The 22,192-nt window shown below is 71.0% G+C and carries 19 protein-coding genes and 1 pseudogene; 8 read left to right on the top strand and 12 right to left on the bottom strand.

Going from position 1 to position 22,192, the window contains the following annotated elements:
* Positions 1–649: 649 nt before the first annotated feature.
* Positions 650–2,602, bottom strand: a complete 1,953-nt coding sequence (locus tag ACFXC1_RS42700) for a Xaa-Pro dipeptidyl-peptidase (RefSeq protein WP_381253505.1) — start codon at positions 2,600–2,602, stop codon at positions 650–652.
* Positions 2,603–2,842: 240 nt separating this feature from the next.
* Between ACFXC1_RS42700 and ACFXC1_RS42705 the strand changes: the two genes are divergently transcribed.
* Positions 2,843–4,330 carry a M1 family metallopeptidase gene (locus tag ACFXC1_RS42705; RefSeq protein ID WP_381253508.1) on the top strand — a complete coding sequence of 496 codons (1,488 nt, stop codon included), beginning with the start codon at positions 2,843–2,845 and terminating at the stop codon, positions 4,328–4,330.
* Positions 4,331–4,399: 69 nt separating this feature from the next.
* On the opposite strand, the gene ACFXC1_RS42710 is transcribed toward ACFXC1_RS42705, so the two are convergent.
* Both ACFXC1_RS42710 and ACFXC1_RS42715 read right to left on the bottom strand, forming a co-directional pair.
* Positions 4,400–5,311, bottom strand: a complete 912-nt coding sequence (locus ACFXC1_RS42710) for a PfkB family carbohydrate kinase (protein ID WP_381253511.1) — start codon at positions 5,309–5,311, stop codon at positions 4,400–4,402.
* An 81-nt stretch (positions 5,312–5,392) separates the two neighbouring features.
* Positions 5,393–5,872 carry a macro domain-containing protein gene (locus ACFXC1_RS42715; protein ID WP_381253514.1) on the bottom strand — a complete coding sequence of 160 codons (480 nt, stop codon included), beginning with the start codon at positions 5,870–5,872 and terminating at the stop codon, positions 5,393–5,395.
* A gap of 97 nt (positions 5,873–5,969) precedes the next feature.
* Between ACFXC1_RS42715 and ACFXC1_RS42720 the strand changes: the two genes are divergently transcribed.
* On the top strand, positions 5,970–6,683 hold the full coding sequence (locus tag ACFXC1_RS42720; RefSeq protein WP_381253517.1) for a MerR family transcriptional regulator: 714 nt from the start codon (positions 5,970–5,972) through the stop codon (positions 6,681–6,683).
* Positions 6,684–7,044: 361 nt separating this feature from the next.
* Here the strand turns inward: ACFXC1_RS42720 and ACFXC1_RS42725 are convergent.
* The 5 genes and pseudogenes from ACFXC1_RS42725 to ACFXC1_RS42745 all read right to left on the bottom strand — a co-directional run.
* Positions 7,045–7,314: pseudogene (locus tag ACFXC1_RS42725) on the bottom strand (thiamine pyrophosphate-binding protein); the annotation flags it as partial.
* A gap of 106 nt (positions 7,315–7,420) precedes the next feature.
* The gene (locus ACFXC1_RS42730) at positions 7,421–9,616 is read right to left on the bottom strand and encodes a 3-hydroxyacyl-CoA dehydrogenase NAD-binding domain-containing protein (RefSeq protein WP_381253520.1); all 2,196 of its coding nucleotides are present in this window, start codon (positions 9,614–9,616) and stop codon (positions 7,421–7,423) included.
* A 79-nt stretch (positions 9,617–9,695) separates the two neighbouring features.
* Positions 9,696–10,910: an acetyl-CoA C-acetyltransferase gene (locus ACFXC1_RS42735; protein WP_381253523.1), complete on the bottom strand. Its 1,215-nt coding sequence runs from the start codon at positions 10,908–10,910 to the stop codon at positions 9,696–9,698.
* A gap of 11 nt (positions 10,911–10,921) precedes the next feature.
* The gene (locus ACFXC1_RS42740) at positions 10,922–12,103 is read right to left on the bottom strand and encodes a CaiB/BaiF CoA transferase family protein (RefSeq protein ID WP_381253526.1); all 1,182 of its coding nucleotides are present in this window, start codon (positions 12,101–12,103) and stop codon (positions 10,922–10,924) included.
* A 115-nt stretch (positions 12,104–12,218) separates the two neighbouring features.
* Positions 12,219–12,608 carry an MmcQ/YjbR family DNA-binding protein gene (locus ACFXC1_RS42745; RefSeq protein WP_381253528.1) on the bottom strand — a complete coding sequence of 130 codons (390 nt, stop codon included), beginning with the start codon at positions 12,606–12,608 and terminating at the stop codon, positions 12,219–12,221.
* Between the two features lie 91 nt (positions 12,609–12,699).
* Here ACFXC1_RS42745 and ACFXC1_RS42750 point away from each other — a divergent pair, with 91 nt between their 5' ends.
* Both ACFXC1_RS42750 and ACFXC1_RS42755 read left to right on the top strand, forming a co-directional pair.
* Positions 12,700–13,878 (top strand): saccharopine dehydrogenase family protein, encoded by a 1,179-nt coding sequence (locus tag ACFXC1_RS42750; protein ID WP_381253530.1) that lies wholly within the window; start codon positions 12,700–12,702, stop codon positions 13,876–13,878.
* 146 nt (positions 13,879–14,024) lie between these two features.
* Positions 14,025–14,240, top strand: coding sequence for a hypothetical protein (locus tag ACFXC1_RS42755; protein WP_381253533.1), 216 nt, complete (start codon positions 14,025–14,027; stop codon positions 14,238–14,240).
* Between the two features lie 219 nt (positions 14,241–14,459).
* On the opposite strand, the gene mmpA is transcribed toward ACFXC1_RS42755, so the two are convergent.
* The 3 genes from mmpA to ACFXC1_RS42770 all read right to left on the bottom strand — a co-directional run bounded on the left by mmpA (position 14,460) and on the right by ACFXC1_RS42770 (position 16,509).
* Positions 14,460–14,597 carry a morphogenic membrane protein MmpA gene (gene mmpA, locus ACFXC1_RS42760; protein ID WP_381253535.1) on the bottom strand — a complete coding sequence of 46 codons (138 nt, stop codon included), beginning with the start codon at positions 14,595–14,597 and terminating at the stop codon, positions 14,460–14,462.
* An 86-nt stretch (positions 14,598–14,683) separates the two neighbouring features.
* On the bottom strand, positions 14,684–15,373 hold the full coding sequence (locus ACFXC1_RS42765) for an endonuclease V (protein ID WP_381253538.1): 690 nt from the start codon (positions 15,371–15,373) through the stop codon (positions 14,684–14,686).
* A 41-nt stretch (positions 15,374–15,414) separates the two neighbouring features.
* Positions 15,415–16,509 (bottom strand): WD40/YVTN/BNR-like repeat-containing protein, encoded by a 1,095-nt coding sequence (locus ACFXC1_RS42770; protein ID WP_381253541.1) that lies wholly within the window; start codon positions 16,507–16,509, stop codon positions 15,415–15,417.
* A 242-nt stretch (positions 16,510–16,751) separates the two neighbouring features.
* On the opposite strand from ACFXC1_RS42770, the gene ssgD reads away from it, so the two are divergent.
* Positions 16,752–17,168 carry a spore wall synthesis regulator SsgD gene (gene ssgD / locus ACFXC1_RS42775; RefSeq protein ID WP_381253543.1) on the top strand — a complete coding sequence of 139 codons (417 nt, stop codon included), beginning with the start codon at positions 16,752–16,754 and terminating at the stop codon, positions 17,166–17,168.
* Positions 17,169–17,178: 10 nt separating this feature from the next.
* On the opposite strand, the gene ACFXC1_RS42780 is transcribed toward ssgD, so the two are convergent.
* A complete protein-coding gene (locus ACFXC1_RS42780; RefSeq protein WP_381253546.1) occupies positions 17,179–18,003 on the bottom strand; it encodes an isocitrate lyase/PEP mutase family protein in 825 nt (274 codons plus the stop codon).
* A gap of 340 nt (positions 18,004–18,343) precedes the next feature.
* On the opposite strand from ACFXC1_RS42780, the gene ACFXC1_RS42785 reads away from it, so the two are divergent.
* From ACFXC1_RS42785 to ACFXC1_RS42795, 3 genes are all read left to right on the top strand, one after another.
* The gene (locus ACFXC1_RS42785) at positions 18,344–19,966 is read left to right on the top strand and encodes an ABC-F family ATP-binding cassette domain-containing protein (protein ID WP_381253549.1); all 1,623 of its coding nucleotides are present in this window, start codon (positions 18,344–18,346) and stop codon (positions 19,964–19,966) included.
* A 135-nt stretch (positions 19,967–20,101) separates the two neighbouring features.
* Positions 20,102–20,878 (top strand): dimethylargininase, encoded by a 777-nt coding sequence (gene ddaH, locus ACFXC1_RS42790; protein ID WP_381253551.1) that lies wholly within the window; start codon positions 20,102–20,104, stop codon positions 20,876–20,878.
* 215 nt (positions 20,879–21,093) lie between these two features.
* Positions 21,094–22,068, top strand: a complete 975-nt coding sequence (locus ACFXC1_RS42795; protein ID WP_381253553.1) for an acyl-ACP desaturase — start codon at positions 21,094–21,096, stop codon at positions 22,066–22,068.
* Positions 22,069–22,192 lie beyond the last annotated feature (124 nt).

Below are 22,192 nucleotides of genomic sequence, written 5' to 3' on the forward strand. Positions count from 1 at the left end.
GCGTCTGGGCATTCGGCCGCCTGCATGGACGACGCGGACGCGGAGCCAGGTGCGCGGCCGGTGCGCCCGGCACGGACGCGGAGCGAAGTGTGCGGCCGGCGTGTCCAGGCGGGCGCCGAGCGAGGCGTGCGGCCGGCTTGCCCGACACGGACGCGGAGCCACGCGTCCGGCCGGTACGCCCGACACAGCCACCACGCGAGACCCGCAACCGACGTCCCCAGGCGGGCGCCGAACAAAGCGTGCGGCCGACTTGCCCGACACGGACGCGGAGCCAGGCGTCCGGCCGGTGCGCCCGACACGGACGCGCAGCGAGACCCGCGACCGGCGCGCCCCGAGCGAGCGCGCAGGATAGTCCGCGACCGGTGTGCCCGAGCGAGCGCCGACCGAAGTGTGCGGCCGGCTTGCCCGACAGGGACGTGGAGCGAAGTGTGCGGCCGACGCGCCCGGCACGGACGTGGAGCGAAGTGTGCGGCCGGCGTGTCCGAGGCGGACGCGCAGCGAGATCTGTGGCGGGTGTGCCCGGAGGGAGCGCCCGGCGAGACCCGCAGGCCGCGTGCCCGGAGGGGGCGCCCGGCGAGACCTGCGGGCCGCGTGTCCGGAGGGGGGCGGCGGAGAGCGCTCGCGCCGCCGCCCCGCTCCGGGTCGGTGATCAGTTGCCCGGTACCCGCTGGGCGGCCGGACGCGGTGTCCGTACGCCGTCGAGGGTCGTGGCCGTGGGGGCCTTGGAGCCGGCTCCCGCCGTGGCCTTCGTGAAGGCCGACGCGCCGCCGACGAGGGGGAGTTGGGCCGAGGTGCGGGACAGGGTGAGGGAGAGGGTCGGGGTGGTGGACGGAGGGTCGATGAGGTCCTTGTCCGTGCCCGCGACGATCAGGGCGAGACGGTGGCCGGCCGGGACGACGTGGTCGGTCGCCGCCAGGTCGAGGGTGATGGTGTACGCCTTGCCGGGGGTGAGCGGTACGCCCTTCGTGGCGGAGGCGTAGTTGCCGAGGTCGGCCCAGCCGCGGCTGAAGACGTTGTAGTCGACTGCCGTGGTCTTGGCCTGGGTTGCGAGGAAGCAGGCACTGTCACCGGCCGTGCTCTCGCCCCAGCAGGTGCGGTTGGTGAGTGTCGTGATGCCCTCGGCCGAGTCCGCGTAGTCGCGGATGGTGTCGGGGCCCAAGTCCACCAGTACGGCGGAGAGATGGGCCGTGGCGGTGGTGGATGTCGCCGTGATCGTCACCTTCGAGGAACCCGACAGGCGCAAGTCCTTCTTGAGCGGTCCGGTGACGAAACCGGCCTTGTCCGCCGTCGACTTGTCGATCGCTGCGGCCCAATCCGTCTCACTCTCCTGCGGGTTGTCGGTGAACTTCTCGGTCCCGGCGCCCTTGCCGAGGCCGAGTGTGCCGACGCCCGCCTGGCTGCCCTGCGCCGGGTGGAGGGTCGTGGTCGCGGTACCGCTCGGCGGCCAGACCTTCGACGTCGCCCACTGGTCGGGGTGGCGTTCGACGTCGGCCATCGGCCGGCGGTCGATTCCGTTGTCGTAGCCGAGGAGTTCGTGGTCGAACCAGCGGTGCAGGGTGTCGACCCAGGCGTCGCGCCGGTAGTCGAAGGGGTCGACATGGCCGGTCTGGGAGAGCCAGATCTTGCGCTCCACGCCGTTCTTGGCGAGCGCGTCCCACCACTGGCCGAAGTTCTTGGTGCGGACGTTGAGGTCCTGCAGCCCGTGCACGAGGAAGACGCTGGCCCTGACCTTGCTCGCGTCCTTCACATAGTCGCGCTCGGTCCAGAACGGCGTCCAGTCGCCGGTGCGCGGGGCCCCGTCGACGATCTTCTGCTGGACGGCGGCGCACTTGGCCTGCGCGTCGGGGCTGTCGACGTAGCCGGAGAGCCAGTCGGGGCCGGAGTCGTAGAGCGGGGCGCCCTTGGCGAAGTAGTAGTCGTACCAGGAGGAGATGGCGCTGATCGGGACGATCGTCTTCAGGCCCTTGACGCCGGTGGCGGCGACGCCGTTGGCGATGGTGCCGTCCCAGCTCTTGCCGATCATTCCGGTCTTGCCGTTGGTCCAGCTCGCTTGGGTACGAACGGTTCCGGTGCGTGTCGTGTACGCCTTCGCGCGTCCGTTCAGCCAGTCGACGACGGCCTTCGCGGACTGGATGTCGGAGCGGCCGCCGACGTCGACGCAGCCGTCGGAGCGGTTGGTGCCGGCGAGGTCGACGCCGACGAAGGCGTAACCGCGGGGCACGAAGTAGTTGTCGTAGAACAGCGGCATCTGGACAACGTTGCCGCTCGTGTCGTAGGTCTTCAGCTGGCCCTCGTTGCCGCGTCCGCAGCAGGAGTAGTAGGGGCTGGCGTCCATGATGACGGGGACTTTGCGGCCCTCGCGGGCGGGTTCGCTCGGCCGGACGATGTCGACGGCGACCCTGTCCGGCTTCCCGTCACCGTCGCCGTCGAGTCCGGTGTCCACCCAGACGGCCTCGCGGACCGCGTTCGCGTAGGAGTAGACGGGTTGGCTTTCCTGCGGAGCGCTCTGGGCCACTGCCGGGGTGAGGAAAGTGGCCAGGAGGGCGGCGGTCGCCGCCGTCGCGAGCGATCTCCAGATCGTGAAGCGCGTGCGTTTCGGCATGCGCGGACGGTACATCGGTCAACTCCCGTGCTGGAAGAGGCACTCGGAGTCATGTCGGCCGAATGGCGATCGTGTGACAGGAGGTGCCGTGGACAGGCATGGGAGCACAGGGACTGAATAGCCTTTGAACAGACTGAGGACCGGGTGAACCCACGGCTCCTCGGTTCGTCGGCTCTTCAGACCTTCGTGGACCCCCACGGCTCTTCGGCTTCCCGCGGAGCCCTACGACTTGGAGTTCTCGTGCACCGCAGAATCATCGCGCCGGGAGCGCTCGCGGCGGCCTCCCTGCTGCTGGCGATCCCGGCCTCGGCGGCAAGCTACTCCCCCGGCGCTCCGGGTATCGGCGACCCCTACTACCCGGCCTACGGCAATGGCGGCTACGACGTCTCGCACTACGACCTCAGGCTTCAATACCAGCCCGCCACCGACGAGTTGGCGGGTACGGCGACCATCCTCGCCAAGACCACGCAGGATCTCTCGCGGTTCAATCTGGACTTCCTCCTCGACGTGAGCGAGGTGCGGGTCAACGGCGTGAAGGCGACCTTCGCGACCTCCGGCCAGCACGAGCTGGAGATCACCCCGAAGACCCCGTTGCCGACGGGCACACCCATCACGGTCGTCGTCCGCTACAGCGGGGTGCCGTCCACTAAGAGCGCCTACGGCTTCAACACCTGGCACCGCACCCCGGACGGCGCGGTCGCGGCGGACGAGCCCGAGTCGGCGTGGTGGTGGTTCCCCAGCAATGACCACCCGAGCGACAAGGCGACCTACGACGTGTCGGTCGCGGTGCCGAACGGCACCCAGGTCATCTCCAACGGCACGCTCCAGTCGACGAGTTCACAGCTGGGCTGGACCCGCTACAACTGGCGGGAGAACAAGCCGCAGGCCACCTATCTGGCCACGCTCGCCGTCGGCAGGTTCGACATCACGACCAGCACCTCGGAGGGCGGGGTCCCGGTCATCAACGCCTACAGCAAGGACCTCGGCGACAACGACGGGTCCGCACGGGCGAGCGTCGAGCGCACCGGGGAGATCGTCGACTGGCTGAGTGGCTACTTCGGTCCGTACCCGTTCAGTTCGGCCGGCGGGTATGTGCCGAACACGACCACCGGGTACGCGCTGGAGACGCAGACCCGCGTCTACTACAGCCAGAAGCAGTTCGCGAACGGCGCCAACACCTCTGTCGTCGTCCACGAGTTGGCCCACCAGTGGTACGGCGACGACGTGTCGCTGAAGGGCTGGAAGGACATCTGGATCAACGAGGGGTTCGCCCGGTACGCGCAGTGGCTGTGGTCCGAGCACGAGGGTGAGGGGACGACGCAGCAGCTCGCCGACTATGTGTACGCCTTGCATCCGGCCGACGACGCGTTCTGGACGATCGCGCCCGGTGACCCGGGTCCCGACAACCAGTTCGAGCTTCCCGTCTACGACCGGGGTGCGCTGGCTATCCAGGCGTTGCGCAACGAGGTCGGCGACGACGCGTTCTTCGCCATTCTGAAGGGGTGGCCGAAGGAGCACGCGTACGGCAACGCGTCCGTCCAGGACTTCCAGGCCTACGCCGAGCAGGTGTCGGGGAAGTCGTTGTCGGCGCTCTTCGACACGTGGCTGTTCCAGCCGACGAAGCCGGCGGCGCCTGCCGCGCGGACCGCTTCCATCGCGAAGGCGGCTGTGGCTCCGGTGCAGCCGAAGTCGTGGAAGAAGATCGAGGCTACGAACGACGTGCACTAGGCGTCTGCCGGGTTCGGTGGGATGGGGGCTGCGGGCCGGTTGTGGCTGGTCGCGCAGTTCCCCGCGCCCCTAAAGGGGCGCTGCGCCTGCCCGCGTCAGGAGGTCGCCGCGGGTTATCGCCTCCGCCTCCGTCGAAGGCACCGTGCAGGCGTGGGCGCCCGCGATCGTGCCGTACAGGGCGGCGCGTTGTGGTGTCTCCCGGTTGAGCCAGCCGTAGAGGAAGGCCGCGGCGAAGGCGTCTCCCGCGCCGTTCGAGTCGATCATTGGGGACGGTGGGGTGACCGGTGGGATGTGGGTCACCTCGTCGTCGGCCAGCAGGTATGCACCCTGCGCTCCGGCCGTGGCGACGACCAGTTCGGCGCGGCCGTGCTCGGCGATGGCGCGCATGGTGCGCGCGGGGTCGCCGGTCAGCGCGGTGGTGGACAGGAAGACGATGTCCGCCGCGAGGGCGAACTCCTCCTGGTACCCGTTCTTGCCGTCCCAGTTGTGCAGGTCCGTCGAGATCGTCACGCCGGCCTCGCGCAGGATGGGCAGCGCGTGGGCGCAGGGCTGGGTGATGGAGACGTGGGCGTGGCGGCTCGCCTCGGCGAGGGCGCGGACCGTGGGTTCCGGCAGGCGGTCGTCGGGGTGGGCGCGGGTCGAGTCGTAGAGGGAGAGGCGGCGGCCGTCGGGGCCCACGAGGTTGACCGCGCGCTTGGTGCCGGCAGGCCCGGGGACTTCGGTGAGCGGGATGCCGTGGTCGCGGTGGAACGCGCGGACCAGGTCGCCCTCGGGGTCGGCGCAGAGCAGGTCGAGGTGGCGGGTGCGCAGGCCGAGCGCGCTCAGCCCGAGGGCCACGAAGTCACCGGTCTGGCCCGCGCGGGTGGTGATGCCGGGGTCGACCATGTAGCTGTCGGCGTACGGGAGCGGCAGTTCGGGGACGTGGACGATGGTGTCCACTCCCGCGCCGCCCAGGACGAGGACGTCGATGTCACGGCTCATGATCGCGGCCTTCTTTCTGGTTGCGCAAGATTCTGCAACTCCTTTCAGTGCGGGGCAAGTTGGATCGGGGATCGGATGTGCTCAGTCCTCGTGGTCGTACACCGTCACCGCGATCCCCTGCCGTATCAGCCGCTCGGTGACGAGTGGTTCGACCCGTGACCATTTGCCGCCCGCGAGGCCGCAGCCGATGCGGGGCATGTGCACGGACGCGCCGAGTTCCGCCGCGCGGTCGGCCAGCAGGCCCAGGGCCGTGTCGATGGCCTCGTAGCGCACGGGGACGCCCTTGCTGCCGGTGCGTGTCCCCCGCTGGCCGATCATGTTGGCCACCCAGACGTAGCGCTCGACCTTTACGAACTGGACGGCGCCCAGCCCGAAGTCGTTGGCCGCGCGGGCGCGGTGCCAGGCCCGGTACTCCTTCTCCGGCTCCGGCCAGCGGCGCGACAGGGCCAGCACGAAGCCCTTTCCCCAGCCCCCGATGTCGTTGCAGACATGCGCGATCACCTTGACGCCCTTGACCGACGGAACGGTCGCGTCACCCCGGACATAGTTGATCTCCCCCATGCCATCCACCGTAGACGGCACCACTGACAACGGCCCTGGTGCCGACAACGGCCTGCGGTGGTTTCACAGCGTTGGTGAGACAGCGATACTGCTGCGCATGACGACCGACACCGGGGAGCCGACGCTCACGATCGACGAACTGGCCGCGCGGGCCGGCACCACGGTCCGCACGGTCCGGTTCTACGCCACCAAGGGGTTGCTGCCGCCGCCGGTGATCGGGGCCCGGCGGGTCGGGCACTACGGGCAGGAGCATCTGGCGCGGCTCGCGCTGATCGAGGAGTTGCAGCACCAGGGCATGACGCTGGCGGCGATCGAGCGGTATGTGGGGCAGTTGCCGCCGGACCTCAGCCCACATGACCTGGCGATCCATCGGGCTGTGGTGGCGTCGTGGGCGCCGGACGGCACGGAGACCCTGGACCGGCGGGAGCTGGAGCGGCGGGCCGGGCGGGATCTGACCGAGGAGGACGTGGAGCGGCTCGTCGCGATGGACGTGGTCCGGGTCGACGGTGCCGCGTATCGCGTCGACTGCGGTCTGCTGCGGCTCGGGGTGCGGTTGCTCGACGTGCCGCTGTCGCAGGAGGCGATCCTCGCGGCGCGCACCGTACTGATCGAGCATTCCCGCGCGGCGGCCCACGAGCTGTCGCAGGTGTTCCGCGAGGAGGTGTCCCAACGTGCCGCGCAGGACGTGAAGTCGCTGTCCGCGCACATGCAACCCCTCGTGGTGCAGGCCCTGCTGACGGCCTTTCAGCGGTCGCTGCGGGAGGAGCTTCAGCAGTGGCTCGGCGCCCCACAAGTAGGCGGATCCTCCTGACACGTTGAGGGTCTGCCCGGTGAGGAAGCCGCTGCCCTCGTCGACCACGTAGAGCAGGGTCGAGGCCCGGTCGAGTCCGGCGGCGGGCCCCGGCCGGGGCGGTGCGGGCGGGGACCTCGACCTCGGTGTCCTCGGTCAGCAGGTCCATGGGGAGGGAGAGGAACACCGGTCCGGCGGGCGGACGTTGGGCCTGCGCGAAGGCGCGGCGCAGGGCGAGGGGCAGGTCTCGGGCGTGCTGGATGTCGTACGTCGCCTTCGCCGCGGGCCGGGCGAGGCCGAGGAGGTCGCCGGAGAGCATGGGGTCCTGCTGGAGGTGGCGGCGGTCCTGCCGGCCGGCCGTGACGACGAGCGGGGTGCGCGAACGGCGGGCGTTGAGCAGGCCGCTGAGGCCGTTGGCGAGTCCGGCGGCGATGTGCAGGCCGACGAAGGCGGGGCGGCCGGTGCCGCGCGCGTAGCCGTCGGCCATGGAGACGACGGCGCCCTCGTGGACGCCGAGGACGTACTCGGGGGCGTCCTCGGTCTCCGACAGGGCGGCGAGGAAGGGGAGTTCGGTGGTGCCGGGGTTGCCGAAGATCCGGTCCACGCCCTCGCCGCGCAGGATGTCGAGGAGGGCGAGGGCGGGAAGGTCCATGGGGGCTCCTCGGGGGACGGGACCGCTGACCGGTTCGCCGGTCAGCGTCGGGGTCCCGTCCCCGCGAGGGCAAGTGCAGCGTGTCGCTCAGCGATACGTCGACACGTCAGCGCGCGTCGCTGAACCGCTCGCCCTTCTCGGCCTTCTCCACGAGCAGCGCGGGCGGCGCGAACCGCTCCCCGTAGCGCTCGGCGAGCGCACGCGCGCGTGCCACGAAGCCGGGCAGGCCGGCTTCCTCCCCGGCGTAGGCGTCGTAGCCGTTGATGTACTGGAGGACACCACCGGTCCACCCCGGGAAGCCGATCCCGAAGATGGAACCGATGTTGGCGTCCGCGACGGACGTCAGGACGCCCTCCTCAAGGAGCTTGACCGTGTCGAGCGCCTCGGAGAACAGCATGCGTTCCTGCATGTCCTCGAAGGGGATCTCGGCGCCCTCGCGGGTGAAGTGCTCGCGCAGGCCCGGCCACAGTCCGGCGCGCCTGCCGTCGTCGCCGTAGTCGTAGAAGCCCGCGCCGCCGCTGCGCCCGGTGCGGCCGAACTCGTCGACCATGCGGTCGATGACGGCCTCGGCCGGGTGCGCGGGCCAGGTGCCGCCCGCCTCCTCGACGGCACGCTTCGACTCGTTGCGGATCTTGCGCGGGAGCGTGAGCGTCAACTCGTCCATCAGGGACAGGACCTTGGCCGGGTAGCCCGCCTGCGCGGCGGCCTGCTCGATCGACGCGGGCTCGATGCCCTCGCCGACCATCGCGACGCCCTCGTTGATGAACTGCCCGATCACGCGTGAGGTGAAGAAGCCGCGCGAGTCGTTGACGACGATCGGGGTCTTCTTGATCTGCCGGACCAGGTCGAAGGCGCGCGCGAGGGCCTCGTCGCCGGTGCGCTCGCCCTTGATGATCTCGACGAGGGGCATCTTGTCGACCGGCGAGAAGAAGTGCAGCCCGATGAAGTCGGCCTGGCGCTCGACCCCTTCGGCGAGGACGGTGATGGGCAGGGTGGAGGTGTTGGAGCAGAGCAGCGCGTCGGGCTCGACGATGTGCTGGATCTCCTGGAACACCTTGTGCTTGAGGGAGGTGTCCTCGAAGACGGCCTCGATCACCGCGTCGCAGCCCGCGAGTCGCTGCGGGTCGGCGGTGGCGGTGATACGGGCGAGCAGCGCGTCCGCCTTCTCCTGGGTCGTACGACCTCGGGAGACGGCCTTGGCGCAGAGCTTCTCGGAGTAGGCCTTGCCCTTGGCCGCCGCCTCGTCCGTGACGTCCTTCAGGACGACGTCGATGCCCGCGCGGGCGCAGGAGTAGGCGATGCCGGCGCCCATCATCCCGGCGCCGAGGACGGCGACCTTGCGGACCGGGCGGGACTCGATGCCCTTGGGGCGGTTGGCGCCGGAGTTGACGGCCTGGAGGTCGAAGAAGAACGCCTGGATCATGTTCTTCGAGGTCTGGCCGGCGGCCAGCTCCACGAAGTAGCGGGCCTCGATGAGCTGGGCGGTCTCGAAGTCGACCTGGGCGCCCTCGACGGCGGCGGCGAGGATGTTGCGCGGGGCCGGGTAGGGGGCGCCGTTGGTCTGCTTGCGCAGGCTGGCGGGGAAGGCGGGCAGGTTGGCCGCGAACTTCGGGTTGGCCGGGGTGCCGCCCGGGATGCGGTAGCCGGGCTTGTCCCAGGGCTGCTGCGACTGCGGGTTGGCGTCGATGAAGGCGCGGGCCTTGGCGATCAACTCGTCCGGGGTGGCGGCCACTTCGTGGACGAGGCCGTTGTCCAGCGCGCGCTGGGGGCTGTACTGGGTGCCCTGGAGCAGCACCTTCAGCAGCGCGTCGGTGATGCCCAGCAGCCGTACCGTGCGGACGACTCCGCCGCCTCCGGGGAGCAGGCCGAGGGTGACCTCAGGGCAGCCGATCTTCGAGCCGGGGGCGTCCAGGGCGATGCGGTGGTGGCAGGCGAGGGCGAGTTCGTAACCGCCACCCAGGGCCGCGCCGTTGAGTGCGGCGACGACCGGCTTGCCGAGGGTCTCGATGCGGCGCAGGTTTCGCTTGATGGCGAGGCCGCCGTCGAGCAACTCCTGCGCGGTGTCCGGAGTGACGCGGATCAGGTCGCGCAGGTCACCGCCCGCGAAGAAGGTCTTCTTGGCGGACGTGAAGATGATGCCCCGGATGGACTCCTGCTCGGCTTCGAGGCGATCGGCGATCGCGGCGAGGGAGTCGCGGAAGGCCGCGTTCATGGTGTTCGCGGACTGGTTCGGGTCGTCGAGGACGAGGGTGACGACGCCGGTGTCGTCCTGTTCCCAGCGGATGGTGGTGCTCTCGGTCATGAGGGGGTTCTCCGTAGAAGTCTCTGGTCGCCGCGGAAGCCTCAGGTGGCCGCAGACGTCGCTGCCGGCCGCCGGGTCCTCAGATGCGCTCGACGATCGTGGCGATGCCCATGCCGCCGCCGACGCACAGCGTGGCGAGGCCGTAGCGCTTGTCCTGGCGCTCCAGTTCGTCGATGAGGGTGCCGAGGATGATCGCGCCGGTGGCGCCGAGCGGGTGGCCGAGGGCGATGGCGCCGCCGTTGACGTTGACCTTGTCCAGGGACAGGTCCATGTCCCGCACGAAGCGCAGGACGACCGCGGCGAAGGCCTCGTTGATCTCGACGAGGTCGATGTCGTCGATGCTCAGGCCGGCCTTGGCGAGGGCCTTGCGGGTGGCCGGGGCGGGCCCGGTGAGCATGATGGTCGGCTCGGAGCCGGAGACGGCGGCGGAGACGATCCGCGCGCGCGGGGTGAGGCCGTAGCGCTCGCCGACCTCCTTGGACCCGATGGCGACGAGGGAGGCGCCGTCGACGATGCCGGAGGAGTTGCCCGCGTGGTGGACGTGGTCGATCTTCTCGACCCAGTGGTACTTCTGCAGGGCCACGGCGTCGAAGCCGCCGAGTTCGCCGATGTCCGCGAAGGACGGCTTGAGCCGGGCGAGGGAGTCGGCGGTGGTGCCGGGGCGCAGGTGCTCGTCGTGGTCGAGGACGACGAGTCCGCTGCGGTCCCTGACCGGGACGACGGACCGCTCGAAGCGGCCCTCCTTCCAGGCGGTGGCCGCGCGCTCCTGCGAGAGGGCCGCGTACTCGTCCACATCGCGCCGCGAGAATCCCTCGATCGTGGCGATCAGGTCGGCGCTGATGCCCTGCGGCACGAAGTTGACGGCGAGGTTCGTCATCGGGTCGTTGAACCAGGCGCCGCCGTCCGAGGCCATCGGCACTCGGGACATCGACTCGACGCCACCGGCGAGGACGAGGTCCTCCCAGCCCGAACGCACCTTGGCGGCGGCCATGTTGACGGCCTCCAGACCCGAGGCACAGAAGCGGTTCTCCTGCACTCCCGCCACCGTGTCCGGGAGTCCGGCGGCCACGGCGGCGATCCGGGCGATGTCGGAGCCCTGGTCGCCGACCGGGCCGACGACACCGAGCACGATGTCGTCGATCGCGGCCGGGTCCAGGTCCGGGAAGCGGCCGCGGATCTCGTGGATCAGTCCGACGACCAGGTCGATGGGCTTCGTGCCGTGCAGGGATCCGTTCGCCTTGCCGCGCCCGCGCGGGGTGCGGATCGCGTCGTAGACATACGCTTCGGTGCTCACTGCCAAGCCTTTCACTGAGGGTTTCCGAGGACGCGTCGAGGTGTTCCCCGACCCGAGTCCTCAACGACGTCGGCAAGTCGGGGGACGTCCCAGTCACGGGCCACGTCCGAGGTGTCGGCGCCCGGCAGGGCGGGCCCGCCGCGCACCGAGGTGGGCGTTCGGGAGAACCGGGGCGCGGGGGCGGGCTGGGTGATCCCGCCGTGCTCGGTGAAGGTCCCGCGCGCGGCGAGATGCGGATGATTCGGTGCCTCGCGCAGCGACAGCACGGGCGCCACGCACGCGTCCGTGCCGTCGAAGACGACGGTCCACTCGTCTCTCGTACGGCTCCGGAAGCGGGCCGCGACCGCCTCGCGCAGCTCGCCCCAACGGGTCCAGTCCCGGCGGGCGTCGGAGAAGTCCGTGAGGCCGAGGAGGCGCGTGAACTCGTCGTAGAACCGCGGCTCCAGGGCGCCGACCGCCATGTGCTTGCCGTCGGCGGTCTCGTAGGTGCCGTAGTACGGGCAGCCGCCGTCGAGCAGGTTGGCGGCGCGGCGGTCCTGCCAGCCACCGGCGGCGAGCATGCCGTGGATCATCGCGGAGAGGTGGGCGGTGCCGTCGACGATGGCCGCGTCGACGACCTGGCCGGTGCCCGTCACGCGCGCGTGGTGCAGCGCGGCGAGGACACCGACGACGAGGTAGAGCGCCCCGCCCGCGTAGTCGCCGAGCAGGTTGGCGGGGGCGGGCGGGGGCTCCCCGGGGCTGCCGATCATGCCGAGGGTGCCGGTCAGCGCGATGTAGGCGATGTCGTGGCCGGCGCGCTGGGCGAGGGGGCCGTCCTGGCCCCAGCCGGTCATGCGGCCGTAGACGAGCTTGGGGTTGCGGGCGTGGCAGGCATCGGGGCCGACGCCGAGGCGCTCGGTGACGCCGGGGCGGTTGCCCTCGATGAGGATGTCGGCGCGTTCGACCAGGTCGAGGACGCGCGCGGGGCCCTCAGGGCCCTTCAGGTCGACGAGGACCGAGCGCTTGTTGCGGTTGGTGATGTCGTGCTCGGGGGCGACGCCGAGTCCGGGGCCGCCGGGCCGGTCGACGCGGACGACGTCGGCGCCGAGGTCGGCGAGGAGCATGGCCGCGAAGGGGCCGGGGCCGATCCCGGCCAGCTCGACCACGCGCACGCCGGAGAGCGGGCCGTGCCCGGGCGTCGTTGCCGCTGTCATCCAGCCCCCAGCTGTGACACAACTGATGTAACACCGATGATGCTAAGAACGTGTTCCACTCGACACAAGACCTCGACGAGCAAGCGCTTAGTCAAAGTACCGCCGTCGACCGCCACTAGCCACGGCCCTCCGCGTCCAGCTCGGCCGTCAGGCGCTTCGGTGCGATCGCGCGGTAGCTCTCCTCCACCCAGTCGCAGAGCAGCTCGGCAGCCGGAGCACCCTCCTCGGCGAGAGGTATGCGCACCCAGCCGGCCTTGCCGAGGCCGTAGCCGGCGGGCTCGGCGCCAGGTGAGGTCAACGCGTGGGTGTGAGCCGTCTCGTCCGTCAGCTTGACCGTGAGCGCCAGCGGGTAGCTGCCGTCGTCCACACCCAGGAAGACGAACACCTTCTTGTTGACCTTCGCGACACTCTCGCCCCAGGGGAACTCCTCCGCGGCACCCGGCAGCCCGAGGGCGAACTCACGCACTTTCGCCCACTTCTTCAGGGCGTTCCTGGGTACGGCCACCTGATACCTCCGGGCTCGTCGTCGGGCTCCGCACTCTTCACGCTAGCCTCAGCCACCGACAGCGGCGCGGGCTGCGAGACCCAGGAGTGTCATGAGCAGGCTGAACAGGGCGGACCGTCCGTACGACATCGTGCTTTTCGGAGCGACGGGCTTCGTCGGCGCGCTCACCGCGGAGTACCTCGCCGCGCACGCACCCACGGGTCTGCGCTGGGCGATCGCCGGCCGCGACGAGCTGAAACTGAAGCGGCTGCGCGAACGACTGCCCGGCGGTACGACGGTGGGCGTCCTGCGCGCCGACGTCTCCGACCCGGCCTCCCTGCGCGAACTCGCCGAGCACGCGCGCGTGGTGGCCACGACGGTCGGCCCCTATGTGACCTACGGCGACGATCTCGTCGCCGCCTGCGCGGACACCGGCACCGACTATCTCGACCTCAGCGGCGAGCCGGAGTTCGTCGACCTGACGTACGTCCGTCACGACGCACGCGCGCGTGAGACGGGCGCACGGCTGGTGCACGCGGCCGGCTTCGACTCGGTTCCGCACGACCTGGGGGCGTACTTCACCGTCCAGCAGCTGCCGGAGGGCGTGCCTCTGACGGTGGACGGCTTCGTGACCGCCGACGCGATGTTCTCCGGCGGTACGTTCGCCTCGGCGCTGAACCAACTCGGGCGCGGACGGCAGGTCCTGGCCGCCGCGCGGGACCGGCGACGCCACGAACCGCGGCTGATGGGGCGCCGGGCCACCGCGCCCGCCGGGGCACCGCGGTTCGCCGGGGAGGTCGGCTCCTGGGCGGTGCCGTTGCCGACCATCGACCCGCAGATCGTTCAACGATCCGCCAAGGCCCTGGAGCGCTATGGCCCCGACTTCCGCTACCGCCACTACGCGGCCGTTCGGCACCTCCCCGTGGCGCTCGGCGGTCTCACGGCGGTCGGTGCCCTGGCCACCGCCGCGCAACTCCCGCCCGCCCGCCGCTGGTTGTCCGACCGCCTCAAGCCCGGCGACGGACCGAGCCCCGAGAGGCGCGCCAAGAGCTGGTTCTCCGTGAAGTTCGTCGGCGAGGGCGGCGGCCGACGTGTCTTCACCGAGGTCGCGGGCGGCGACCCCGGCTACGACGAGACGGCGAAGATGTTCGCCGAAGCGGCCCTCTCCCTGGCCCTCGACGAACTCCCGCACACCGCGGGCCAGGTGACGACGGCGACCGCGATGGGCAACACCCTCATCGAGCGACTCCGCGCCGCGGGCATCGTGTTCCGGGTGGCGGCGACGCGGTGAGCGTGCCGGTGCCGCGTGTCACGATGGACACCACGGAGACGCCGAACACCGACTGGGTCACCGTCGCGGCCTACGAGAACCTGCCCGGCCGCCCCTCGCCGTGGGCGGCCACGCGCGCTTGACTGCGTGAGCGCGGCATCGACTGGATGCCTTTCGCCCAGGACGAGTTGGGCTGGGGTCTCGCCTGCGGCATCGGGCCGGACGGCCACTGGCACGGCTGGTTCGACGTCCGGGTGCGCGCCGACGCGCTGCGGCGCCTCGGACTCCATCCGGACCAGCCCACGGCCGAGGTCGTCGGCCCGTCCCCGCCGGGCTGGTGGCACGCCGGCGCGGAACGCCGGGCCGTGAACTGGCCCCACTGATCGGGGAGTTCGAAGGACCCCTCGGGATGGTCTATAGTTGATCACGAGCCGGTCGCCGGAACACCCGGAGCCTGGTTACGCGTTGGTGGTCCAAGGAAAGACGTCCCGCTTCCTGCGGGGAGATGCAGGTGCAAGGCCTGCCCGGCGCTCAAGTCCGAGCCCCACACCGGTTGTTGCGGTGTGGGGCTCGAGTGTTTCCCATGTCCGTACGCCCCCGGCTCACGGCCACAGCGTGTAGATCATCCCGCCGATCCAGGCGAGGCCCGCCGCCACGGACAGGACGAGCGCGATCGTCACGGCGCGCTCGATCGGCTGGCTCGCGTGGGCAACGGGCTTCGGAGAACGGTGAGTTGTCATGCGGCACAGCCTGCCGATCACCCGGGCGCGGCCACATCCGTACAAGTACTCAGAACAGGTACTCAGAAACAACTCGCCCCACGTACTCAGGCGGTCGCCTCCCGCAGCGCCCGCCGGCACAGCGCGTCCGCCCTGCGGGTCGTCTCCGGGAGACGGTACTCCGGGGTCAACGCAAGGGTGTGGGCACAGGCGTTGTCCAGGGTCACCCGGTGGCCGACGGAGACGAAGACCGGCTTCACGCCCTCGCGGGTGCGCAGCGCGCGGCCGACCTCGTCGGCGTCCGCACGGAGCGGGGAGGCGGAGCCGCGCGGGACGCCCGGGTCGTCGTAGGTGAAGGTGAAGGGGTTCTTCGCGACGCCGATCGTGGGCAGGCCGGTGAGGACGCCGAGGTGGCTGGCGAGGCCGAAGCGGCGCGGGTGGGCCAGGCCGTAGCCGTCGCACACGACCAGGCCCGGCGGGCACGGCAGGGCGTCCAACGCGGCCAGCACCGTGGGGATTTCGCGGAAGGCGAGCAGGCCCGGCACGTACGGGAACGAGACCTTGCCGACGGCCGTGGCCTCGGCGACGACCGTGAGATCCGCCGCGTCCAGCACGACCGCCGCTGCCACCACCACGTCCCGCTCGTCGTCGTAGGCGACGTCAACTCCCGTGACATGCCCGGTCCCTGGCGGCGGCCCCGGTTCGTCGGTCACCACCCGCTCCCGCAACTCGTCCTGAACAGCGCGGGCCTGCTCCTCGGTCGCGGGCCAGCCCGCGGGAATGCGTACGGTCGTCATGGTGGTGCCGAGCGTACGGGGATCTTCGGCGGCGCGAACCGTCAGTCCTCCAGCCGCGCCACGCGCCCCTTCTCCCCCGCCGCCCAGCAGCCCAGGTCGGCCGCGCAGTCCACGGTGTCGTACGAACCGGTGTCGACGGTCTTCCAGGTGCGGCCGGCGTCGGTCGTGACATCCGTGCCGGTGGGGCCGACCGCGAGGGCGGTGGAGCGGCTGTGGGGCAGCCAGGTGACGCCGGAGCGGTAGGCGGGCGGCGGGGTGGTGGCGGGAGCCCAGGTGCGGCCGCCGTCGCCGGTGACGGCCGCGGCCAGCGGTGAGGGCTGATCGGCGTTGTAGTTGCCGCCGACCGCGAGGCCGTGCGCCCGGTCGCGGAAGGCGAGCGCGAAGACCCCGCGCGCGGGGTCGCCGGCCGGAATCGGTGTGTCGGTCGCCGTCCAGGTGAGGCCGCGGTCGGCGGAGTGCAGGACACGCGCGCGTGCACCCCCACCAGTGGCCAGCCACACGTCCCGGGGCCCGGAGCTCACCAGGCACTGGCCGCTGGCCGCGAAGCCCGCCTCGCCGTCGAGCGCGGCCGGCATCCCGGTGTTGGGCAGCACCTTCCAGGAACGGCCGCCGTCGCCCGTGGAGAGGATGCGGAACTTTCCGTCCACCGGGTCACTCATCGCGAGGCCGTGGCGGCTGTCGAAGAAGGTCATGCAGTCGTAGAAGGCGTTCGCGTCGGTGTTGCGGAAGGACTCCGTCCAGGTCGTCCCGCCGTCGTCGGTGCGGTAGACGCGGGACGCCTCGCCCTCGCCGATCGCCAGCACCACCGCGCGGTGCGCGTCGAACGCCTCGATGTCCCGGAACTGGAGGTCCGCCGCGCCGGGTGGCGAGACGTTCCGCCAGTCGGCCCCGCCGTCGGTGGTGCGCAGCACGGTGCCCGCCGTGCCGGCCACCCACGCGGTGTTCCGGCTGACCGCCGACAGTCCCCGGAAGCGCACACCGGCGGCCCCGCTGTCCTTGAGCTCCCAGTGCGGAGCCCGGTGCGCCGTGTCCCGTGCCTGCGCCGGCACGGCGGTCAGTACGGCCAGCGCCGCCGCGCACATCACCCCGGCCGCAGCTCTCCGGTACGTACGTCCCACCCGTCGCGTGTTCCCCATGCGCCTCATGGCGGGCGAAGCTAGCCCACTCCCAAGGAGGCCGTCCAGACGGCCCCGCCCGCCTTGGGCGCATATGGGCGACGGTGACAGAGGTCACTGGAAATTCATGTGCACGGATTGGCTCGTTCCGGCGTCTCTTCCAGTGCGGACCCATCCACTCGGAGGTCCGTTCCGGAGTCTATTCGGGAGTCCGTCCGGCCGTCACCGCAGTTCGCACCACCGTCGCACAAGGGAGCAAGGCGTTGTCCATCGCAATCGAGCAGCAAGTAGAGGCCCGCCTCGTCGCCGCCGCACCGCGGATGCCGAGCATTCCCGCCACCCTGCACTACGACCGGCGCGACCCCTTCGCCGTCCGGATGACCTTCCCGGCACCGGCCACCCTGGAGGGCGTCGAGGTCTGCTGGACCTTCGCCCGCGAACTCCTGGCGGCCGGTCTGCACGGGGCGGAGGGCCACGGCGACGTCCGGGTGCGGCCCTACGGCTTCGACCGCACCGTCCTGGAGTTCCACGCCCCCGAGGGAACCGCCGTCGTGCATGTCCACTCGACCGAGATCCGCCGCTTCCTGCACGCCACCGGCGAGCTGGTGCCCGCCGGTCTCGAACACCTCCAGCTCGACCTGGACCACGACCTCGCCGAGCTGATGCGGGACGCCTGCTGAGCCAACACCCCTACCCCAGCAGCGAGTTCAGCTCGCCGTAGCCCAAGCCTCCCGCCATCGCGTCGTAGGTACCCGTGTCCAGCAGCTCCCGCGCGGCACGGCGGACCACGGCGTACGCGGCCAGGGCGACGCTGGAGCCCGCGCTCACCCGGGCGACGCCCAGCGCGGCCAGTTCGGCGACCGGCGGTGCGCCGGGGCCGACCAGCACATTGAGCGGACCGTCGATCCCGTCGGCGAGTTCCTTGACCGTTCCCGGTTCGACGGCCCCGGGGACGAAGATCCCGTCCGCGCCGGCGGCCCGGAAGGCGGCGGCCCGCTCCAGGGTCGCGTCCACTCCCCCGGCACCCCGCAGAAACGTGTCGATACGCGCGTTGACGAACAGCGGCACCCCCTCCGCGTCGGCGGCCTCCCGGGCGGCGGCGATGCGCTCGGCCTGCTCCGCGACCGGCCGCAGGACGCCCTCACCCCCGTAGAGCGCGTCCTCGATGTTCACCCCCACCGCGCCCGCCGCGAGCACCGCGCGGACCGTGCCGGCGACGCCCGCCGGGTCCTTCGCGAAGCCGCTCTCGATGTCGGCGCTCACCGGCACGTTCACGGTCGAGGTGATGTGGGCGACCGCTGCCATGGACCGGTCCAGGTCCAGCCGGTCGCCGTCCGCCACTCCCAGGGCCCAGGCGAGGCCTGCGCTGGTGGTCGCCACGGCGGCGGCGCCCGCGTCCTCGACGAGGCGGGCGCTCGCGGCGTCCCAGGCGTTCGGCAGGACGAGCGGACGCCCCGGCACATGCAGCGCGCGGAAGGCCGACGCCCGGTCACGGAGAATGTTCTGGTTCGTCATACGGCCCACTCAAACAGCCGCGGGCGCCCGTCGGCTGGCAGGAATCCGACACCGATGTGCCGGCCAGGGGCGCGCATTTAATTGCGTTGACAGGCGCCGGCGGCCCTCCGTAGCGTTTCCCTCGGTCCTGTTGCCGTCGATTGGAGAAGGACGTTGCTCGTCTGAGGTTCTGAGACACCGCGTCACACACCCCTGAGGTGTGTGTCCGTCGTGTTCGGCCTCGGCGTCCGAGCCGTCCTCCGGAACAGGGCCCTCTCTCTGCCCTCCGGGACCAGCCTCCCGCCCCGCGGTGTCTCGCAACGCGTCTGCCCTGACCGCACCGAGCAACCGCGAGGCCCGCATGAGTTCTTCCGTCACCTGTACGTCCCTCTCCTTCGCCTGGTCCGACGGCACCCCCGTCCTCGAGGACCTCGACGTCGCCTTCGGCCCCGGCAGAACCGGGCTCGTCGGCGTCAACGGATCAGGAAAATCAACCCTGCTGAAGCTGATCGCGGGCGAACTCGCCCCGGCCGACGGTCTGGTGCGGGTCGCGGGCGAGGTCGGCCACCTCCCGCAGAACGTCACACTCGACACCTCCCTGCGCGTCGACGAGACCCTCGGCATCGCCGCGCGCCGGGCCGCCCTGCACGCCATCGAGGCCGGTGACGCGGCCGAGGAGCACTTCGAGACACTCGGCGACGACTGGGACGTAGAAGAACGGGCCCTCGCCACACTCGGCGAACTCGGCCTGGGACACATCGACTTGGACCGCACCATCGGCGAGGTGTCCGGCGGCGAGTCCGTACTGCTGCGACTGGCCGCGCTGCTGCTCGGCCGGCCGGACGTCCTGCTCCTCGACGAACCGACCAACAACCTCGACCTGTACGCGCGCAAGCGGCTCTACGCGGCCGTCGCCTCCTGGCCGGGAGTGCTGATCGTGGTCAGCCACGACCGCGAACTCCTGGACCTCGTCGACCAGATCGCCGATCTGCGCTCCGGCGGGATCACCTGGTACGGCGGCAACTTCTCCGCCTACGAGGAGACCCTCGCCACCGAACAGGAGGCAGCCGAACGGATGGTGCGCGTCGCCGAGGCCGACTTCCGCAAACAGAAACGCGAACTGGTCGACGCACAGGTCAAGTTGGCGCACCGCAGGCGGTACGGGCAGAAGATGTACGACCAGAAGCGCGAGCCGAAGATCATCATGCAGGCGCGCAGACGATCGGCGCAGGAGTCCGCGGGCAAGCACCGCATCATGCACGAGGAGCGCCTCACCGAGGCGAAGGAACGGCTCGACGACGCGGTGGAGGCCGTACGGGACGACGATGAGATCCGCGTCGACCTGCCGTACACGGCCGTACCGCCGGGCCGTACGGTCCTGACCGTCCTGGACCTCGAACTCGCCTACGGCGCGCGGGTGTCCGGGGGGCTCGATCTGCGCGGGCCGGAGCGGATCGCCCTGATCGGGCGCAACGGCGCGGGCAAGACGACGCTGCTGCGCACGATCGCCGGGGAGCTGGCGCCGGTGTCGGGCGAGGCGACGGCGCATGTCCCGCTGCGGTTCCTGCCGCAGCGGCTCGATGTCCTCGACGACGAGCTGACCGTGGCCGAGAACGTGGCCCGGTTCGCACCGGCCGCCACCAACAACCGGGTCCGGGCCCGGCTCGCCCGCTTCCTGTTCCGGGGCGCCCGCGCCGACCAGAAGGCGGCGACGCTGTCCGGCGGCGAACGCTTCCGGGCCGCGCTGGCCGCGCTGATGCTGGCGGAGCCCGCCCCGCAGCTGCTGATGCTGGACGAGCCGACGAACAACCTCGACATGGCGAGCGTGCGGCAACTGACCACGGCGCTGGAGTCCTACGAGGGCGCGTTGATCGTGGCCAGTCACGATCTGCCGTTCCTGGAGTCCATCGGCGTCACGCGCTGGCTGCTGCTGGACGGGGAGCTGAAGACGATCACTCCGGAGGAGGTGGAACACCTGGTTTAGGGCAGCGCGGCGCATCTCAGGAGGGCCACAGCCTCACGGCAGGGGTTTTGTCGGCGCGGACGGGTGACGCATGATGGCCAACCGGTGCCGCGATGCCGGCACCGGAAACGATCCCGCCGATACGGAGTCCCGCTCGTGCCCAGCCACAAGGCCCTCGTCCGCCGCCCCAGCCCGCGCCTGGCCGAAGGGCTGGTCACGCACATCGAGCGGGAGAAGGTCGACGTCGAGCAAGCCGTCGAGCAGTGGGAGGCGTACGTCCAGGCGCTGCGGACGCACGGCTGGGAGACGATCGAGGTGGAGCCCGCCGACGACTTCCCCGACTCCGTGTTCGTCGAGGACACGGTCGTCATGTACAAGAACGTGGCCCTGATCACCCGCCCCGGCGCCGAGTCCCGGCGCGAGGAGACCGGCGGGGTCGAGGAGGCCGTGGCCCGGCTCGGCTGCTCGGTGAACTGGGTCTGGGAACCGGGCACCCTGGAGGGCGGCGACGTCCTCAAGGTCGACGACACGATCTACGTCGGCCGGGGCGGGCGTACGAACGCGGCCGGTGTGCAGCAGCTGCGGGCCGTGTTCGAGCCGCTCGGGGCGCGCGTGGTCGCCGTACCCGTGAGCAAGGTGCTGCATCTGAAGTCGGCGGTCACCGCGCTGCCCGACGGGACGGTGCTCGGGCACATCCCCAAGGTGGACCGGCCCTCGCTCTTCCCGCGCTTCCTGTCGGTGCCCGAGGAGGCCGGTGCGCATGTGGTGCAGCTCGGCGGCGACAAGCTGCTGATGGCGGCGAGCGCGCCCAAGACGGCCGATCTCCTCGCCGACCTCGGCCTGGAGCCGGTCGTGGTGGACATCAGCGAGTTCGAGAAACTCGAAGGCTGTGTGACGTGCCTCTCGGTCAGGCTCCGGGATCTGTACGCCTGACCGGGAGACCGGACCACCCGTTCGGCGCCGGGACCTGCGGTCCTCGCGCGGTTCGGGATTCCCCGGCGACGCGGCCTGAACAGCGACCTTTACAGCGCCCTTAACCTACGGTCTCGTAACCTACGGTTTCGTAGCCTACGATTCCGTAAGTTGCACAGACCCCGGCACCGCTCGCCGGTTTGTTCAGTTTTGCACCACGTCCCCCTGGAGTCCCCGTGACGATCACTTCCCCGCACCTCGGCAGCCCCGCAGTCTGGACCGACGCCAAGCTGCTGTACGCGTTGGAGGAAGTCGTCGAAACGGAGCTCAACCGGCACCTCAAGGTCACCAAGGACTGGATGCCGCACGAGTACGTGCCCTGGAGCGACGCCCGCAACTTCCCCGGCTTCTTCGAGGACGGCGAGGCCTGGGACAAGGAGCAGTCCAAGGTCACCGAGATCGGCCGCATCGCCCTCGTGGTGAACCTCCTCACCGAGGACAACCTCCCCAGCTACCACCACGAGATCGCCTCCCTGTTCGGCCGCGACGGCGCCTGGGGCACCTGGGTGCACCGCTGGACGGCGGAGGAGGGCCGGCACGGCATCGTCATGCGGGACTACCTGCTCGCCTCCCGCGCGGTCGACCCGGACAAGCTCGAAGCGTTCCGCATGCAGCACATGAGCGAGGGCTTCGAGTCGGACAACCGGCACTCGATGCTGCACTCCGTGGCCTACGTCGCCTTCCAGGAGCTCGCCACGCGCGTCTCGCACCGCAACACCGGCCACCAGTCCGGCGACCCGGTCTGCGACCGCATGCTGGCCCGCATCGCCACCGACGAGAACCTCCACATGGTCTTCTACCGCAACCTCCTGAAGGCCGCGTTCGAGCTCGCCCCCGACCTCACCATGCAGGCCGTGCGCGACGTCCTCGTCAACTTCCGGATGCCCGGTCACGGCATGCCCGGCTTCGAGCGGTTCGCCGCCCAGATGGCCATCGGCGAGGTCTACAACCTGCGCATCCACCACGACGACGTCATCCAGCCCGTGCTGCGCTTCCTGAAGGTCATGGAGATCGACGGTCTCGGCCCCGAGGGCCTGCGCGCCCAGGAGGAGATCGGCCTCTACATGGGCGGCCTCGACTCCGAGGCCTCGAAGTTCGACGAGAAGCTGGCCATCCGCAAGGCCCGCATGGCGGCGCGCGCGAGCGCCTGACCCACCCTCGACCCCCCCCGCGCCCGCAAAGCCCGGGGGGGGACCCGCCCCGCGGCGGCGACAAGCCGCCCAGCGGGACCACACCACCGCCGGGGCGGCGGGGGGCGGTGTGCTGGTCCGCGAG

Source organism: Streptomyces hokutonensis, from assembly GCF_042751305.1.
Classification (GTDB): Bacteria; Actinomycetota; Actinomycetes; order Streptomycetales; family Streptomycetaceae; genus Streptomyces; species Streptomyces hokutonensis_A.